The organism is Rathayibacter sp. Leaf299 (assembly GCF_001423055.1).
Classification (GTDB): Bacteria; Actinomycetota; Actinomycetes; order Actinomycetales; family Microbacteriaceae; genus Rathayibacter; species Rathayibacter caricis.
In genome coordinates this window covers 973507-990597 of sequence record NZ_LMNT01000001.1, presented here as the reverse complement: position 1 = coordinate 990597, position 17091 = coordinate 973507, and the positions used below count along the sequence as shown (strand labels likewise).

The window sequence follows — 17091 nt, the reverse complement described above, 5'->3', positions numbered from 1 at the left end:
GCGAAGCGCGGCACCCGATCGACCCGGAGGCACGACACGAGCGCACGGCAAAGCGCACACCCAAAGAATATTACGGGGAGTGACGGGGCCGGTCAACCGGACGGCGTCCGCCGTCAGCGAGCAGGGCGGCGGGCGGGCTACTCCCGCTCGTCCCCCTCCCAGCCCCAGTGGGGCGTGCCTCCGCCGGCGTCCCGACGTGCCAGGAGCAGCAGGAAGACGAGGTGGACGGCCGCCGCCAGCACCCCGGTCGCGATCGCGAAGGCCGTGCCGGCGTGGTCGAGCGCGTAGCCCAGGATCTCGGCCGGCTGCTGGAGTCCGAGACCGTAGATCGCGCCGCCGACGAGCAGGAAGAGGAGGTAGACGACGACTCCGGCGAGCAGCGACGGCCCGAGCACGCGGGTGACCGACGGGCGCGCGGCGAGGGTGATCATCGAGAGCAGGACCGCCACGACGCACGCGCCGACCGCCACCGGGCCCAGGAGCGGGCCGGCGTCGCGCTCGGGCACGACGTCCTGGTCGAGCAGGAGGCTCAGCACCCCGAACGCGCAGACGACCAGGGCGAGGTAGAGGAACGCGGCGAACGCGGCCAGGGCGATGCCGTAGCCCAGTCCCGCTCCCCTGCCCTGCTCCCCCGGCGAGGTCACGACTGCGAGGCGGCTTCCCGCTGGGCGTTGCGGCGCTTCACGCCGCGAGCGCGGGCGGCGATGAGGGCGCCGCCCCAGACGCTCACCTCGCGGCCGAGCACCGCAGCCGCGGCGCCTTGGAGGAGGACGGCCGGGTCGCTCAGGAACTCCACGAGCTCGGTGCGGTCGGCGGGCGGAACGGCTCCCCCGATGTCGTACCAGGCGCCGGCGAGCGCCGCCGCTCCGGCGAGCAAGGCGATGAAGAAGCCGCCGAGGACGTACGCCCACCATCCGGCGCGGTTCACGGCGAGGACGAGGAGGGCGAGACCGATCAGGAACGCGGCGACGGGCGCCAGGAACGCGGCGGTGGGACCCTGCGCGAGGGCGACGGAGAGCGGGTCCCCCTGCGCGGCGTCCACGACGAGGCGGATCGCCGTGAGGCACGCCAGCAGCAGGGCCGCGAAGACGGCGGTGGCCAGCAGGGCGACGGCGAGGCCGGCGATCCGGTTCCCCTTCCGGCGCGGCGGCGCGGGCTCGGGCTCCACCGGCCCCAGCGGCGAGCGCTCGGCGGGCCCGGCGGCCGCGGGCGCCGTGGCGGGCGCCCCGCCGGTCAGCGGCTCGGGCCACACGTACTCGCGGGTCTTCTGCGGCCCGGTCGCAGTGCCGGACCCCTCGGGCGCGGACGGCATGCGCTCGGTCTCGGCGTCGCTTCTCCAGGTCACCCGGTCAGGATAGGCACACGCCCGCGCGGGAGCGGTCAGGCGCGCGGCCACCCGCAGAAGGGTGGCACGACAGCCTCACTCCAGCGGGTTCAGCAGGCGGTGGAGGAACTGCCGGGTCCGCGGCTCCCGCGGCTCGCGGAGGATCCCGGCGGGCGCGCCCCGCTCGACGACCACTCCGTCGGCCATGAAGACCACCTCGGAGGCGACCCTCCGCGCGAACTCCAGCTCGTGCGTGACGACGAGCATGGTCCAGCCCTCGGCCGCGAGCTCGCGCATCAGCGACAGCACGTCGCCGACCAGCTCGGGATCGAGCGCCGAGGTCGGCTCGTCGAAGAGCAGGAGCTCCGGACGCAGCGCGAGCGCGCGCACGATCCCGACGCGCTGCTGCTGCCCGCCCGAGAGCTCGAAGGGGTAGGCGCCGCCGCGGCCGCCCAGGCCCACCCGCTCGAGCAGCGCCTCGGCCTCGGGGACCACCTCGGACGCCGGGCGGCGCTGCACCCGCAGCGGTCCCTCCGTCACGTTCTCGAGCACGCTGAGGTGCGGGAACAGGTTGAAGTGCTGGAAGACCATGGCCGAGCGGTCGCGGAGCGCCGTGAGCGGGCGTCGGCCGACGCCCGCGGCGAAGTCGAGCGAGGTGCCGTCCGAGAGCACGACCACACCCGCGTCGGGCACCTCGAGGCTGTTGAGCGAGCGCAGCACGGTGGTCTTGCCCGAGCCGGACGGGCCGATCAGGGCGATGACCTCGCCGCGGCGGATGTCGAGGTCGATGCCGCGGAGGACCTCGACGGAGCCGAACGACTTGCGCAGGCCCCGGACGGAGAGCACGGGGCGCGCGTCCTGCGGGGCGTCAACGGGCGACATAGCGGTCCAATCGCTTCTCGAGGATGCTCTGCCCGCTCGAGAGCACGAGGCAGATGAGCCAGTAGATCAGGGCCGCCTCGAGGTAGAGAAGCATGAACTCGCTCGACGCCGTGGCGATCTTCTGCGCCTGGCGGAAGAGCTCGGTCACTAGGATCAGCGAGGCGAGCGAGGTGTCCTTCACCAGCGAGATGAACGTGTTCGAGAGCGGCGGCACAGACACGCGAGCGGCCTGCGGGAGGATGATCCGCCGCAGGGCCAGTCCCCGGCCCATGCCGATCGTGTGCGCCGCCTCCCACTGCCCCTTGGGCACGCTGAGGATCGCGGCCCGGATGACCTCGGCCGCGTAGCCGCCGACGTTCAGGGCGAACGCGATGATGGCGCTGGGCCACGGGTCGATCCGCACGCCCAGGCTGGGCAGGCCGTAGAAGATGACGAAGAGCTGCACCAGGAGCGGGGTGCCGCGGATCACGGAGATGTAGACGCGGGCGATCCACGCGAGGATCCGGACCTTCGAGAGCCTCATCAGCGCGACGGCCAGAGCGAGGACCAGTCCGAGCACGAAGCTGGCGAGAGCGAGCGGGATCGTGCCCACGAGGCCGCCGGACAGGATCGGCCAGAACGACCGCAGGACGAGGTCGAGGTCCATGTGGTCTCCTCTCGCCGGGGCGATGGGCGGTGCGGGCGGTCGGACGGTGCGCGTCGCTCCCCTGGGATGCTGTCACGCATCCGGGACGGACGCGGGAGGTTGCCACGGAGCCGACCCGCGTGGGAGGCGCCGTGGACGACGGGAGGGAGCCGGCGCGAGCGGCCGACCCCCTCCTGTGCGGTCCTACTCGGAGACGTCGGCTCCGAAGTAGCGCTCGGAGATCTCGGTCAGCGTGCCGTCGGCGCGGAGCTCGTCGAGCGCGTCGTCGACCGCGGCGACGAGGTCGTCCGAGCCCTTCGGGAAGGTGAAGGCGCTCTCGGAGCTGTCGTCGGTGGTCACCGCGACCTTGAGGCCCGCGGCCTGGTCCGGGAAGTTCGTCGACCAGTCGAGCCAGGTGAGGCGGTCGTTGATGGTCGCGTCGACGCGACCCTGCTCGACGAGGGCGACTGCCTGCGCCCAGCCCTCGACGCCCTCGACCTGCGCGCCGGCGTCCTGCGCCAGCTCGTACCAGTTGCTCGAGAGGGACTGCGCGGTCGTCTTGCCCGCGAGCGAGTCGAGCGAGGTGATCTCGGTGTCGGCGGTCGGGACGACCACCACTCCGGGGCTCACGGCGTAGGGCTCGGAGAAGTCGTAGCGGGCGCTGCGCTCGTCGTTGATCGAGACCTGGTTCGCGATGACGTCGAAGCGGCCCCCGTCCAGGCCCGCGAACATCGCGTCCCACTGCGTCTCCTCGAACTCGGGCTCGACGCCCAGCTTCTCGGCCACGGCCGTGATGATCTCGACGTCGTAGCCCGTGAGCTCGCCCGTGCCGCCGTCGGCGTGGAACGAGAACGGCTGGTAGGTGCCCTCGGTGCCGATGGTCAGCACGCCCGCGTCCTGCACCTCGGCGAGGGTGAGGCCCGAGTTCGCCGCGGTGGTCCCCTCGTCGGTGGAGCCGGAGACGGCGTCCTCGGTGGAGGCCGGCGCGCAGCCGGCGAGGACGAGGGCGGTGGCGGCTGCGGCGGTGCCGAGCAGGACGCGCAGAGGGGTGCGGGCGGGGAGGTGCGTCACGGTGGGTGTCCTTCGGTGCTTCACGATGTGGTCGCGCCGGTGGTCGGCGCGGGTTCCCGAGCGGGGGCTCCGGGAGCGGGACGGCGCGGACCGGATCCGCGGCCGCCCGGAGTGACCATAACCACCGGGAGGGGGCGGCCTATTCCCCGATGTCCCCGGATGACGGCGCGAGCGCGGCGAGGAACTCCTCCGCTCCCGACATACCGTCGGCGGTGAGGCCCTCGGCCGACTCCGGACGGACGAGGTGGAGCGGGGTGTCCTGCTCGCGCGCCCAGGCATAGGCGTCCTCGCGGAGGTTGTCGTCGATCCAGACCACGGCGTCGAACGGCCCGGTGGCACGCGCCCGCTCGAGCCACAGCGCGACGGGCTGCAGCTTGCCCGTGCCGCCCGGGAAGCGCGCGTCGCGCGGAAGGCCCCCGCGGAACACGATCGCCTCCGTCCCCTCGGGCAGGCCCAGATCGCGGGCGAGTACCGAGGTGAGCTCGGGCGGCCAGGTGGTCGCCCAGACGATCGTGCCGACGGCGGCGAGGCGGGCGACCAGCGCGGCGCGGTCGGCGTCGAGCACCAGCCGGTGGCCGCCCGCAGCCCGATCGCTCACGACGGACGGATTCAGGACGCCGTCGACGTCGAGGAGGATGAGCGCGGCCATGCCTGCCACCGTAGCCGCGGCACCCGGGTGCCGCGAGAGGCCGTAGCGTGGCGGGATGCCTCCCTCCGTTCGACTGCCCGGCGGTCGCACGGTCGCGCTCGAGCCGGACGCGGTCAGGACGGGCTCGCTCGTGCTGACGATCGACGGCGTCGAGCAGTCGCTGATCGACCCGTCCGACCCGGGTGCCCTCGACCTCGAGTACACCGCTCGGCTCGGAGCGGTCGTGGACGCCCTCGCACCGCCCCGTCGGGCCGTGCGCGTGCTGCACCTGGGCGCGGGCGCCCTCTCGCTCGCGCGCTACACGCAGTGGACGCGGCCGGGATCCGACCAGACCGTCGTCGACGTCGAGGAGGGACTGGTCGACTTCGTCGTCGAGCACGCTCCGCTCCCGCCGGGCACCCGCCTGCGCGTCGTCACGGCCGACGCCTCAGCCTCCCTCCCCCGCGGCACCGTCGACCTGGTCGTCCTGGACGCCTATGACGGCGACGAGATCCCGGAGGCGTTCTTCGGCGCGGTGGCGCTGGCCCGGATCGCCGACCGCGTCGGCGAGGGCCTGCTGGCCGTGAACGTCGCCGACGACGCCGACCATCGCCGCCTCGACCGGATCCGCGCGGCGGTGGAGCCGCTGCTGCCGGTCACCGAGGCGATCGGAGCGGAGTCGTTCGCCCGCGGGCGATCGTCCGGCAATGCGATCCTGCTCGCCTCACGCGGCGCCGTCGCCGCTGAGGTCGCCGTCCAGCTGCTGGCCGCGGGTCCTCATCCGGTCGCCGCCGCTGCGCAGCGCCACGTCGTGCCCGTCGAGGTTGCGGTAGAAGTCGACCCGTGACTCGAGCGCGATGCCCGCGTCGAGGTACTTCACCCTGATCCGCTTGATGTAGGTGCGGACGGTGTGCTCGGCGATCCGCATCTCCACCGCGACCGTCTTGACCGCGGTGCCGGCCCCGTAGGAGCGCATGACGCGGCTCTCCTGCGGGCTGAGGACCGGGCGGCGGTCCTCCTCGGTCATCAGGAAGCGGCCGCGGGCCGCCTCGGAGATCCAGGTGCGGCCGGATGAGACCGACACCACGGCCGCGGCGAGGTCACCGGGGTCGTCGCCCTTCCAGACGAACGCCGAGCGCTCGAAGCGGAGCACGGCGCGCACGGTCTCGAGCCCGAGCATCGTCGAGAGGGCCACGACTCCGCGGTACCGGCCGACGAGACCCTGCAGGGTGCGGACGAGGTCGCCGGTGGCGACGCCGTCGAGGTCGACCACGGCGACGGTGCCGGTGTCGGCACGGCTCGACGCGTCCTGCACGTCGAACTGCGGAAGGGCCGCACCCAGGAGGGCGAGCAGGGCGGCGCGGTCGATCGCGAGACCGTCGACGACGGTCAGGGCGAGAGGCTCGGTCTCGGGCACAGGGACTCCTCGTGGGCGCGGTCGGGAGCCGCCCCGGGGGCACCGTAGCGCCCTCGGAGCCCGTGGACCAGATCTTGGGACACACTGTCTCCACCGGGACCGGCTCCCGGGCTTCCCGCGACCTCGGCGCCTCTCGGGGTGTCCCCAGTGCGCGGGACGCCCTGCGCGGGCTAGTGTCTGCCGGATGGACCGCCTCGACACCTCGACCCCCCGCGCCAAGAGGCTCCCGGCCGAGGAGGTGCGGGAGCGGATGCTGCACGCCGCCCGCGGGGTGATCGCGGAGAACGGCCTGACGGTCGGCTTCGCGCACCTCCCGATGGAGGAGTACATCCGGCTCGCGGAGGTCCCGCGCAGCTCCGTCTACCGCATCTGGAGCACCCGCGAGGAGTTCGTCGCCGATCTGATCGGCGAGGTCTTCGTGCGCGACCGCTACGCCGGGGGCACCGACCCCGAGGCGCAGGAGCTCATGCGTGAGGTCTACGAACGGCACGGCGACCGCCTGTCCACGTCCCGCGGCCGCCGGGCGGTCGCGTGGGAGATGATCCGGATCGGGGCGAACGCCAACATGGCGAACCTGCGCCGCTCCGTCGACTGGTCCTCCTACAACGCCCTGCTCGCCTGCACGTTCTCGATGGAGGAGGGACCGGCCCGCGAGGCGGTCCGCGCCACCGCGAAGCGCATCGAGACGATGCTCACGCACCGGATGCAGACCTTCTACCAGGAGATGCTCGACGTGTTCCACGGGAGCATGCGCCCCGGATTCACGACGCTGCAGCTCGCCCACCTCACCGCGATCGTGATCGACGGGCTGGCGCACCGCAGCCGGCTGATCGACGAGGAGCTCGACGCGACGATCACCGCTCCGGGCCTGGACGGCGAGCCGGTGGAGTGGAATCTGGCCGCCTGGACCATCCGCTCGATCGTCGAGGGCATGCTCGAGCCCCCCACCGAGGACTAGCCCTCCGGGATCGGCTCGCAGAACCCGTCGATCAGCATCATCACTCCGGCGACGACGAGGCTCGGCGACTCGGGCCGCTCGGGGACGAGCGGTCCGGTGACCAGCTCCGGCGCCGCGATCCTCGCGACGCAGAGTCCTTCGATGTACGCCGAGATCGCGGACGCGAGCGACGTGTACTCGTCGCCGAAGCCCGGGCGCAGCCGCAGCCCCGCCTCGGTCAGGGTGTAGCGGTAGTACTTGGCCATGTTCTCGATGAAGTGCTGCTGGCGCTTGCGGAGGGCGTCGTGGACCACTCCCCGGACGGGCTCGTCGTGCGACTCGACGGTGCCGGCCAGCGAGACGAAGTTGCGCCAGTGCTGCGACGCGAAGGTGTTCTCGTAGTTGGCCTCGATGGCGACGGCCACGGAGGCGACGAGGGTCGCGCGCCGCTCGTCGGCCGGGGCCTCGGCGTCCGTGTTCCGCTGCAGATAGGTCGCGCCCACCTGCAGCGCCGGCTCGTCGAGGCGGGTCGAGAGGAGCCGGTCGGGGATCCTGGCGAGCAGTTCGTCGAAGAAGTCCTGGCGGCTCGGCCAGATCCGGTAGACCGTGCTCCGCGGGACCCCGGCCGTGCGGATGAGGTCCTCCAGCGGGAGGTGGGAGACGCCCACCCTCAGGCCGTCGCTGCGCACGACGTCGAGTCCGGCGTCCACGAGGCGGGAGCGCACCTGCTCACGCGTCAGTCGGGGTGCGCGCGCGGGTGTCGCGGGCGGGACGGGGGTCTGGCTCATGCGGCCTCCGGCGGGAAGGCGGAGGCGCCGTCGTCGGCCCCCGGTGCTGGGAGCGTAGCGCGTGTCCCACCGTCGTCGGGACGGGCGCGGCCCGCTGCCGGCCCGTGAGCCGAGCGGGCCGCGCTGCCTGTCCCCCTGGTGGCCGCCCCATCGGCCTCGCCCACGGTAAGCGCAGTCCGGACGCGGAGTCAAAACATCGGGACATCATGTCGCGTCGCACCGGGGGGCGGGTCTGAGGACGTCGTCAGCGGACCGGACGGCGACGCGGGTCCTCCGACGGCGGGAGATCGGACACGGCCGGGGGCGTCGGCGCCTCGCCGCGGGAGTGCGCGAGGGAGGCGGTCACTGCGTCGGCCGCCTCCGCTCCGGCCCGCTCGGCCAGCGCCGCGTTGCGCATCAGCCACGCGTGGTGGCAGGGGCTCGCGGCGATCCTCGTCACGACGGAGGCGAGGCGCATCGCGTCCCCCACTCGCGCGAGCGGGTTGAGCTCCGCGAGGACGGACGGGACGTCCGGCAGCGACATCAGCGTGTAGCGGCACGTCGAGACCGCGTACTCGTCCACGCCCGCCTCGGCCGATCGCGCGCCGACGATGACGTCGCCCAGATCGAGGTCGCGAGTGCGCGCCCCGAGGACGGACACCAGCGTCACGCGGATGTCCCCCGCGAGAGCCACGACGTGCACTCCGGCCGGCCAGGGCGGGAGCCGGCTCAGCTCCGACGAGCCCGTGCGCATCGCGATGCCGGCCTGGGAGGAGAGGGCGTCGATCATCGGCATCCCCGTGCACTCCCCCGCCCGCGCCGCGTCCTCGGACGCCGCCTCGCCGCAGGACGCGAGGAGGGCCGAGACCCCGAGCCGGGACTGCGGCTCGAGCCCGGCGACGACCGCGGGGCTGACAGAGCCGGTCGACTCGATCATCTCGCCCAGGCGGGCCGCGAGGTCCGAGCCCGTGTTCGGCGTGCCGAAGGTGATGACGTCCGAGACCATCGACTCGACGCTCACCCCGTCGACCTCCTGGCTGAGCGCCTGGCGAGCGGCGAGGCCGCCCATCGAGTGCGCCACCACGATCGCCCTGTTGCCGGTCGCCGAGACCAGGCAGGCGAGGGAGGAGGCGAGTGCGTCGCTGATGCCCGGATCCGTCACCCAGCGCGCCGAGAGGTCGCGGTAGTCGAACGTGTAGACGAGGGAGCCCTCGATGTCCTGCAGCGTGCCGATGACGGAGCGCTCGGCGACGACTCCCGGCTGATCCGCGTCGGCGCCCGGCTGATCCGCCTCGGCGCCCGGGGGGTCCGTGTCGGCGCCGGCGACCAGGTCGACGAGGTGCGAGAAGGCGCCGGTGCGGGCCTCGTCGTGCGTCGAGGTGCCGAGCCAGCCGTGCACGACGACGATCGGCACGTTCTCGGCGGAGGGAGTCGCGTCGACCTCGTCGTCCTGCAGCACGGGAGCGAGCTGCGCGACTCCGCACGCGGCGGGGACGGACGGCGCTGCGACGGCGGGCGCTGCGGGCAGCACGACGGCACCGACCGCCACGAGAAGGGCGGCCAGCGCGACGACCACGACTCTCATCCGCGCGTATCCTCACCGCTGCGACCCCGACCGGACGGGCGCGGGGCGGTACCCCGTCGAACGTCCCTCGAGTCAATCACCGACGCAGGGGCCGTGCGCTTCCCGGGCGACCCCCACTCACCCCCCTTGCGGTGGGCAACCGGCGTGGCGGGACGCTCCGGGAACGACGAAGGCCCCGCCGGGAACCCGGCGGGGCCTTCGATCACTCGGTCGGAGCTCAGCTGTAGTTGCCGGGCTCGTATCCGTCACTCGAGAACGAGTCGAAGTCGACGAACGACAGGTCGGCGTCGCTGAACGCGGCGTCGTCGGCGAAGATGCGGTTGGGGTACCGCTCGGCCTTCGCCTCCTCGGTCGCCTCGACGGACACGTTGCGGTACTTCGGGAGTCCGGTACCGGCCGGGATCAGCTTTCCGATGATCACGTTCTCCTTCAGGCCCAGCAGCGGGTCGCGCTTGCCCTCCATGGCCGCCTGCGTCAGGACGCGGGTGGTCTCCTGGAAGGACGCGGCCGACAGCCACGACTCGGTCGCGAGCGAGGCCTTGGTGATTCCCATGACCTCCTGGCGCGCGGACGCGGTCCGCTTGCCCTCGGTCAGAGCCGCACGGTTGACCTCGCTGTAGCGCGACCGGTCGACGAGCTCGCCCGGCAGCAGATCCGTGTCGCCGTGGTCGACCACGGTGACCTTGCGGAGCATCTGACGGACGATGACCTCGATGTGCTTGTCGTGGATCGGCACACCCTGCGAGCGGTAGACGCCCTGGACGCCGCCGACCAGGTGCTTCTGGACCTCGCGGACGCCCAGCACGCGCAGGACCTCCTTGGGGTCGACCGTTCCCACGTGCAGCTGCTGACCGAGCACGACCGACTGGCCGTCCTCGACGAGGAGCTGCGAGCGCTTGAGCACCGGGTAGATGACCGCCTCGTCGCCGTTGTCCGGCTGGAGGATGAGTCGTCGGGCCCGGTCGGTGTCCTCGATCGTGATGCGACCGGCGGCCTCCGCGATCGGCGACGCACCCTTGGGGGTGCGGGCCTCGAAGAGCTCCTGCACGCGGGGCAGACCCTGCGTGATGTCGTCGGCCGAGGCCGATCCACCGGTGTGGAAGGTGCGCATCGTGAGCTGCGTGCCGGGCTCGCCGATCGACTGGGCCGCGATGATGCCGACGGCCTCTCCGATGTCGACGAGCTTGCCGGTGGCGAGCGAACGGCCGTAGCAGGCCGCGCAGACGCCGACGGCGGACTCGCAGGTCAGGACCGAGCGCACCTTGATGTGGCGCACCTCGGCTCCGACCAGCTTCTCGATGAGGACGTCTCCGACGTCCTCTCCGGCCTCCGCGATGACCTCGCCGGCCTCGTTCGTCGCCGGGGTGGCGAGCGAGCGGGCGTAGACGGAGTTCTCGACGTTGGAGTCCTGCGACCAGGCGCCGGTGGCGTCCTGGAGCATGATCGGCAGCTCGAGGCCCTTGGTGGTGCCGCAGTCGTCCTCGCGGATGATGACGTCCTGCGAGACGTCGACGAGTCGACGCGTCAGGTAGCCCGAGTCCGCGGTGCGGAGCGCGGTGTCGGCCAGACCCTTGCGGGCACCGTGCGTGGCGATGAAGTACTCGGCGACCGACAGTCCCTCGCGGTACGAGGAGATGATCGGTCGGGCGATGATCTCGCCCTTCGGGTTGTTCACCAGGCCTCGCATGCCCGCGATGTTGCGGACCTGCAGCCAGTTGCCACGGGCGCCGGACGTGACCATCCGGTTGATGGTGTTGTCGGTCGGGAAGTTCGCGCGCATGGCCTTCGCGACCTCGTCGGTCGCCTCGGTCCAGATCTTCACGAGCTCCTGGCGACGCTCCGCCTGGGTGGTCAGACCCTTGTCGTACTCGGTCTCGACCTTCGCGGCCTTCTTCTCGTAGCCCGCGATGATCTCGGGCTTCGAGGGGGGCGTGAGGATGTCCGACAGGGCGACCGTCACACCGGACCGGGTGGCCCAGTAGAAGCCGGCGTCCTTGATGCGGTCGAGCGAGGCGGCGACCTCCACCTTCGGGTAGCGCTCCGCGAGATCGTTGACGATCCCGGAGATGGTCGTCTTGTCGGCGACCTGCTCGAAGTAGGGGTAGTCGACCGGCAGCGCCTCGTTGAAGAGCGCGCGGCCGAGCGTCGTGTCGAGCAGGATCGGCGCGGTGACCTTGCCGCTCTCGTCGAGCTCGACGCCCTCGGGTGCCGTGCCCTGCGCGAAGAAGACGTCCGACATGCGGATCTTCACCTTCGAGTTCAGGTGCAGCGAGCCCTGGTCCTTCGCGAGGATCGCCTCGGAGACCGAGGAGAACGCGCGTCCCTCACCGGCGGCACCCTCGCGGATGGTCGTCAGGTGGTGGAGGCCGATGATCATGTCCTGCGTGGGCAGGGTGACCGGACGGCCGTCGGAGGGCTTGAGGATGTTGTTCGACGCGAGCATCAGGATGCGCGCCTCGGCCTGGGCCTCGACGGACAGCGGCAGGTGGACGGCCATCTGGTCGCCGTCGAAGTCCGCGTTGAACGCGGCGCAGACGAGCGGGTGCAGCTGGATCGCCTTGCCCTCGACCAGCTGGGGCTCGAAGGCCTGGATGCCGAGTCGGTGCAGCGTGGGCGCGCGGTTGAGCAGGACGGGGCGCTCGCGGATGATCTCCTCGAGCACGTCCCACACCTGGGGGCGCGAACGCTCCACCATGCGCTTGGCGGCCTTGATGTTCTGCGCGTGCGACAGGTCGATCAGGCGCTTGATGACGAACGGCTTGAACAGCTCCAGCGCCATCTGCTTGGGCAGACCGCACTGGTGCAGCTTGAGCTGCGGTCCGACGATGATCACCGAGCGGCCCGAGTAGTCGACGCGCTTGCCCAGCAGGTTCTGGCGGAAGCGGCCCTGCTTCCCCTTGAGCATGTCGCTCAGGGACTTCAGGGCGCGGTTGCCGGTTCCGGTGACGGGGCGACCGCGGCGGCCGTTGTCGAACAGGGCGTCGACGGCCTCCTGCAGCATGCGCTTCTCGTTGTTCACGATGATCTCGGGGGCACCGAGGTCGAGCAGGCGGCGGAGTCGGTTGTTGCGGTTGATCACGCGGCGGTAGAGGTCGTTCAGGTCGCTCGTCGCGAACCGGCCTCCGTCGAGCTGCACCATCGGGCGCAGCTCCGGCGGGATCACCGGGACGACGTCGAGCACCATCGCGGCCGGCGAGTTGCCGGTGGCGAGGAACGAGTTGACGACGCGCAGTCGCTTGATGGCGCGGATCTTCTTCTGACCCTTGCCCTCGGCGATCTGCAGGTGCAGCGTCTCGGCCTCGGCCTGGAGGTCGAACTGCTCGAGGCGCTTCTTGATCGCCTCGGCGCCCATGTAGGCCTCGAAGTAGACGCCGTAGCGGTCGACGAGCTCGTTGAAGACCGCGTCCTCGGGCTTGAGGTCGCCGACCTTGAGGGTGCGGAACTGCTCCCACACGCTCTCGAGACGCGCGATGTCCTCGTCGAAGGACTTGCGGATCTGCGACATCTCCTTCTCGGCGCCGTCCTTGGTGCGGCGCTTCTGGTCGCTCTTGGCGCCCTCCGCCTCCAGGGCGGCGAGGTCGGTCTCGAGACGGGCCAGGCGGTCCGCGATGCGGGAGTCGCGCTGGTCGGAGAGGGTCTTGATCTCGAGCCGGAGCTCGTTCTCGAGGCCGGGCATGTCGGCGTGACGGCCGTCGTCGTCCACGTCGATGATCATGTACGCCGCGAAGTAGATGACCTTCTCGAGGTCCTTCGGCGCCATGTCCAGCAGGTATCCGAGGCGCGAGGGGACGCCCTTGAAGTACCAGATGTGGGTGACGGGGGCGGCGAGCTCGATGTGGCCCATCCGCTCGCGGCGGACCGAGGACTTGGTGACCTCGACGCCGCAGCGCTCGCAGACGATGCCCTTGAAGCGGACTCGCTTGTACTTGCCGCAGGAGCACTCCCAGTCGCGGGACGGTCCGAAGATCTGCTCTCCGAACAGGCCGTCCTTCTCGGGCTTGAGGGTGCGGTAGTTGATGGTCTCGGGCTTCTTCACTTCACCGTGCGACCAGCGACGGATGTCATCGGCCGTCGCGAGGCCGATGCGCAGCTCGTCAAAAGTTGTTACGTCGAGCAATGTTTTCTCCTTGTCGGAAAACAGGTGTCTCGTCAGAGACGGGAGGTCGTCAGATGCTGGCGCGGGATCAGATGTCGTCGACGGAGGACGACTCGAACCGGGAGGAGATGTTGATGCCGAGCTCTTCCGCGGCGCGGTAGACCTCGTCATCGGTGTCGCGCAGGCTGACCGCGGTGCCGTCGGCCGAGAGGACCTCGACGTTCAGGCACAGCGACTGCATCTCCTTGATGAGGACCTTGAAGGACTCGGGGATGCCCGGCTCCTGGATGTTCTCACCCTTGACGATGGCCTCGTACACCTTCACGCGGCCGAGGATGTCGTCCGACTTGATGGTGAGGAGCTCCTGCAGCGCGTAGGCGGCACCGTAGGCCTCGAGGGCCCACACCTCCATCTCGCCGAAGCGCTGTCCACCGAACTGCGCCTTACCACCGAGCGGCTGCTGGGTGATCATCGAGTACGGGCCCGTCGAGCGCGCGTGGATCTTGTCGTCGACGAGGTGGTGCAGCTTCAGGATGTACATGTAGCCGACCGAGACCGGGTCCGGGAAGGGCTCCCCGGAGCGTCCGTCGAACAGCTGCGTCTTGCCGGACGAGCCGATCAGGCGCTCACCGTCGCGCGTCGGGGTGGTGGAGTCGAGGAGCCCTGCGAGCTCCTCCTCCGCCGCGCCGTCGAACACGGGGGTCGCGACCTTGGTGCCGGGCGCCGCCTCGCGGGCGTGCTCGGGCAGGCGCGCGGCCCACTCGGGCTCGCCGTCGACCTTCCAGCCCTGCTTCGCGATCCACCCGAGGTGGATCTCGAGGACCTGGCCGAAGTTCATGCGGCCGGGGACGCCGAGCGGGTTGAGGACGATGTCGACCGGGGTGCCGTCGGCGAGGAACGGCATGTCCTCGACCGGCAGGATCTTCGAGATGACGCCCTTGTTGCCGTGGCGGCCGGCGAGCTTGTCGCCCTCGGTGATCTTGCGCTTCTGGGCGATGTAGACGACCACGCGCTGGTTGACGCCCGAGCCGAGCTCGTCGTCTCCGTCCTGCGCGTCGAACACCTTGACGCCGATGATCGTGCCCTGCTCGCCGTGGGGCACCTTCAGCGACGTGTCGCGGACCTCGCGGCTCTTCTCGTTGAAGATCGCGCGGAGCAGGCGCTCCTCGGCCGAGAGCTCGGTCTCGCCCTTGGGCGTGACCTTGCCGACGAGGATGTCGCCGGGGCGGACCTCGGCGCCGATGCGGATGATGCCGCGCTCGTCCAGGTCGGCCAGGAGCTCCGGGCTGACGTTGGGGAGGTCGCGGGTGATCTCCTCCTTGCCGAGCTTGGTGTCGCGGGCGTCGACCTCGTACTCCTCGATGTGGATCGAGGAGAGGACGTCGTCCTTCACCAGGTTCTGGCTGAGGATGATCGCGTCCTCGAAGTTGTGACCCTCCCACGGCATGAACGCGACGAGCAGGTTCTTGCCCAGCGCGAGCTCGCCGTTCTCGGTGGCGGGGCCGTCGGCGACGATCTCGCCGACCTCGATGCGCTCGCCGGCCGAGACGACCACGCGGTTGTTGTACGAGGTGCCCTGGTTGGAGCGGTCGAACTTGCGCAGGAAGTAGGTCTGCGTTCCGCCCTCGTCCAGCTGGACGGTGACGGAGTCGGCGGAGACCTCCTGGACCACGCCCGCCTTGTCGGCGGTGATCACGTCGCCGGCGTCGATGGCCGCGAAGCCCTCCATGCCGGTTCCGACCACGGGCGACTCGCTGCGCAGCAGCGGGACGGCCTGGCGCTGCATGTTCGCGCCCATGAGCGCGCGGTTCGCGTCGTCGTGCTCGAGGAACGGGATCAGCGAGGTCGCGACCGACACCATCTGACGCGGGGAGACGTCCATGTAGTCGACGCGGTCGGCGTCGACGAGCTCGACCTCTCCGCCCTTGGGGCGGACCAGGACCTTGCCCTCGGCGAAGTGGAAGTCCTTGGTGAGGGGGGCGTTCGCCTGGGCGACCAGGTACTCGTCCTCCTCGGACGCGGTGAGGTAGTCGATCTGCTCGGTGACGCGACCCGCGACGACCTTGCGGTACGGGGTCTCGATGAAGCCGAACGAGTTGATGCGCGCGAAGGACGCGAGCGAGCCGATCAGGCCGATGTTCGGGCCTTCCGGGGTCTCGATCGGGCACATGCGGCCGTAGTGCGACGGGTGGACGTCGCGGACCTCGACGCCGGCGCGCTCACGGGAGAGGCCGCCGGGGCCCAGCGCCGACAGGCGGCGCTTGTGGGTCAGACCCGCGAGCGGGTTGTTCTGGTCCATGAACTGCGACAGCTGCGACGTTCCGAAGAACTCCTTGATCGCGGCCACGACGGGGCGGACGTTGATCAGGGTCTGCGGCGTGATCGCCTCGATGTCCTGCGTGGTCATGCGCTCGCGGACGACGCGCTCCATGCGGGACAGGCCGGTGCGGACCTGGTTCTGGATCAGCTCGCCGACCGCGCGGATGCGGCGGTTGCCGAAGTGGTCGATGTCGTCGACGTCCAGGCGCAGGTCGACAGGAGCGCCCTCGCGGACACCCGGCAGCGTGGTGCGGCCGTCGTGCAGCGCGACCAGGTACTTGATGGTCGCGATGATGTCCTCGACCGTCAGGACCGAGTCGGACAGCGCCTTGTCGATGCCGAGCTTGCGGTTGATCTTGTAGCGGCCGACCTTCGCGAGGTCGTAGCGCTTGGAGTTGAAGTAGAAGTTGTCCAGCAGCGCGCGGGCGGCCTCGGCGGCGACCTGCTCGCCCGGACGGAGCTTGCGGTAGATGTCGCGGAGAGCGTCCTCCTTGGTGAGGATGTTGTCCTTCTCGAGCGTCAGCTCGATCGACTCGTAGCCGGCGAACTGCTCGAGGATCTCCTCGCTGGTGAGGCCGAGGGCCTTCAGGAAGACGGTGACCGACTGCTTGCGCTTGCGGTCGATGCGCACGCCGACCTGGTCGCGCTTGTCGATCTCGAACTCGAGCCACGCACCGCGGCTCGGGATGACGCGGGCGGAGTAGATGTCCTTGTCGGACGTCTTCTCCTGCTGGCGCTCGAAGTACACGCCCGGCGAGCGGACGAGCTGGGACACGACGACACGCTCGGTGCCGTTGATGATGAACGTGCCCTTCTCGGTCATGAGCGGGAAGTCGCCCATGAAGACCGTCTGGGTCTTGATCTCACCCGTGAGGTGGTTCATGAACTCGGCCTCGACGTACAGAGGAGCGGCGTAGGTCTTGCCGCGCTCCTTGCACTCCTCGATCGTGTACTTCTCGGGCTCGAGGTACGGGTTCGTGAAGCTCAGCTGCATCGTCTCGCTGAGGTCCTCGATCGGGGAGATCTCCTCGAAGATCTCGTCCAGACCGGAGTTGGCGGGGAGGTCCTCCCGGCCGGCGGCCTTCGCCTCGGCGACGCGGGTCTTCCACGCCTCCGAGCCGACGAGCCAGTCGAAGCTCTCGGTCTGCAGTGCGAGCAGATCCGGAACCGTCAGGGTGTCGCTGATCTTGGCGAACGAGAGACGCGATGCGGCGCGTCCGTTCTTGGGTGAGGTGGTGGTTGCGTTGGGCGCAGCAGCCAAGGAAGGAACCTCCGTAGACCCTCGCGGGTCTCAATCTGTGGGATGTGTGGAGTGGGCTCCCGCCGGGCGGGCCGACACCCGCCCTCCACACGCCGCAGGGACCGTTTCGACACGGTCTTCGGGGTGGGGGCTAGAGTGTGGCATCGGCATCCACCATCTGATGCCGGGTTCCGGTGACC

At 70.7% G+C, this 17091-nt stretch carries 12 protein-coding genes; 1 reads left to right on the top strand and 11 read right to left on the bottom strand.

Translation table 11 applies throughout. The features are described 5' to 3' along the window. Nucleotides 1–137: 137 nt before the first annotated feature. The 7 genes from ASF48_RS04515 to ASF48_RS18890 all read right to left on the bottom strand — a co-directional run bounded on the left by ASF48_RS04515 (nt 138) and on the right by ASF48_RS18890 (nt 5947). Entirely contained in the window at nt 138–644 is a 507-nt protein-coding gene (locus ASF48_RS04515; protein WP_055787034.1) for a DUF6121 family protein, read from the bottom strand. Continuing rightward, nucleotides 641–1345, bottom strand: coding sequence for a hypothetical protein (locus ASF48_RS04510; RefSeq protein WP_157603050.1), 705 nt, complete (start codon nt 1343–1345; stop codon nt 641–643). The genes ASF48_RS04515 and ASF48_RS04510 overlap by 4 nt, the downstream gene beginning before the upstream one ends. Nucleotides 1346–1420: 75 nt before the next feature. After that, complete coding sequence (locus tag ASF48_RS04505) at nt 1421–2206, bottom strand: amino acid ABC transporter ATP-binding protein (RefSeq protein WP_055787027.1); 786 nt, start codon at nt 2204–2206, stop codon at nt 1421–1423. After that, on the bottom strand, nt 2193–2852 hold the full coding sequence (locus ASF48_RS04500) for an amino acid ABC transporter permease (protein ID WP_055787023.1): 660 nt from the start codon (nt 2850–2852) through the stop codon (nt 2193–2195). Before ASF48_RS04500 ends, ASF48_RS04505 begins: the two co-directional genes overlap by 14 nt. 183 nt (nt 2853–3035) lie before the next feature. Next, complete coding sequence (locus ASF48_RS04495) at nt 3036–3902, bottom strand: amino acid ABC transporter substrate-binding protein (RefSeq protein WP_230671880.1); 867 nt, start codon at nt 3900–3902, stop codon at nt 3036–3038. A 139-nt stretch (nt 3903–4041) separates the two neighbouring features. Next, on the bottom strand, nt 4042–4551 hold the full coding sequence (locus ASF48_RS19850; protein WP_055787016.1) for an HAD domain-containing protein: 510 nt from the start codon (nt 4549–4551) through the stop codon (nt 4042–4044). Nucleotides 4552–5254: 703 nt separating this feature from the next. After that, nucleotides 5255–5947 carry a helix-turn-helix transcriptional regulator gene (locus ASF48_RS18890; protein ID WP_082480977.1) on the bottom strand — a complete coding sequence of 231 codons (693 nt, stop codon included), beginning with the start codon at nt 5945–5947 and terminating at the stop codon, nt 5255–5257. A 184-nt stretch (nt 5948–6131) separates the two neighbouring features. On the opposite strand from ASF48_RS18890, the gene ASF48_RS04480 reads away from it, so the two are divergent. Beyond that, the gene (locus ASF48_RS04480) at nt 6132–6905 is read left to right on the top strand and encodes a hypothetical protein (RefSeq protein ID WP_055787010.1); all 774 of its coding nucleotides are present in this window, start codon (nt 6132–6134) and stop codon (nt 6903–6905) included. Here ASF48_RS04480 and ASF48_RS04475 read toward each other — a convergent pair. From ASF48_RS04475 to rpoB, 4 genes are all read right to left on the bottom strand, one after another. Further along, nucleotides 6902–7672: a TetR/AcrR family transcriptional regulator gene (locus ASF48_RS04475; RefSeq protein ID WP_055787006.1), complete on the bottom strand. Its 771-nt coding sequence runs from the start codon at nt 7670–7672 to the stop codon at nt 6902–6904. The genes ASF48_RS04480 and ASF48_RS04475 overlap by 4 nt on opposite strands. A 244-nt stretch (nt 7673–7916) precedes the next feature. Further along, a complete protein-coding gene (locus ASF48_RS04470; RefSeq protein WP_055787003.1) occupies nt 7917–9236 on the bottom strand; it encodes an esterase/lipase family protein in 1320 nt (439 codons plus the stop codon). Nucleotides 9237–9453: 217 nt separating this feature from the next. After that, the gene (locus ASF48_RS04465) at nt 9454–13353 is read right to left on the bottom strand and encodes a DNA-directed RNA polymerase subunit beta' (RefSeq protein ID WP_055787000.1); all 3900 of its coding nucleotides are present in this window, start codon (nt 13351–13353) and stop codon (nt 9454–9456) included. 67 nt (nt 13354–13420) lie between these two features. Then, nucleotides 13421–16912, bottom strand: coding sequence for a DNA-directed RNA polymerase subunit beta (gene rpoB, locus ASF48_RS04460; protein WP_055786995.1), 3492 nt, complete (start codon nt 16910–16912; stop codon nt 13421–13423). Nucleotides 16913–17091 lie beyond the last annotated feature (179 nt).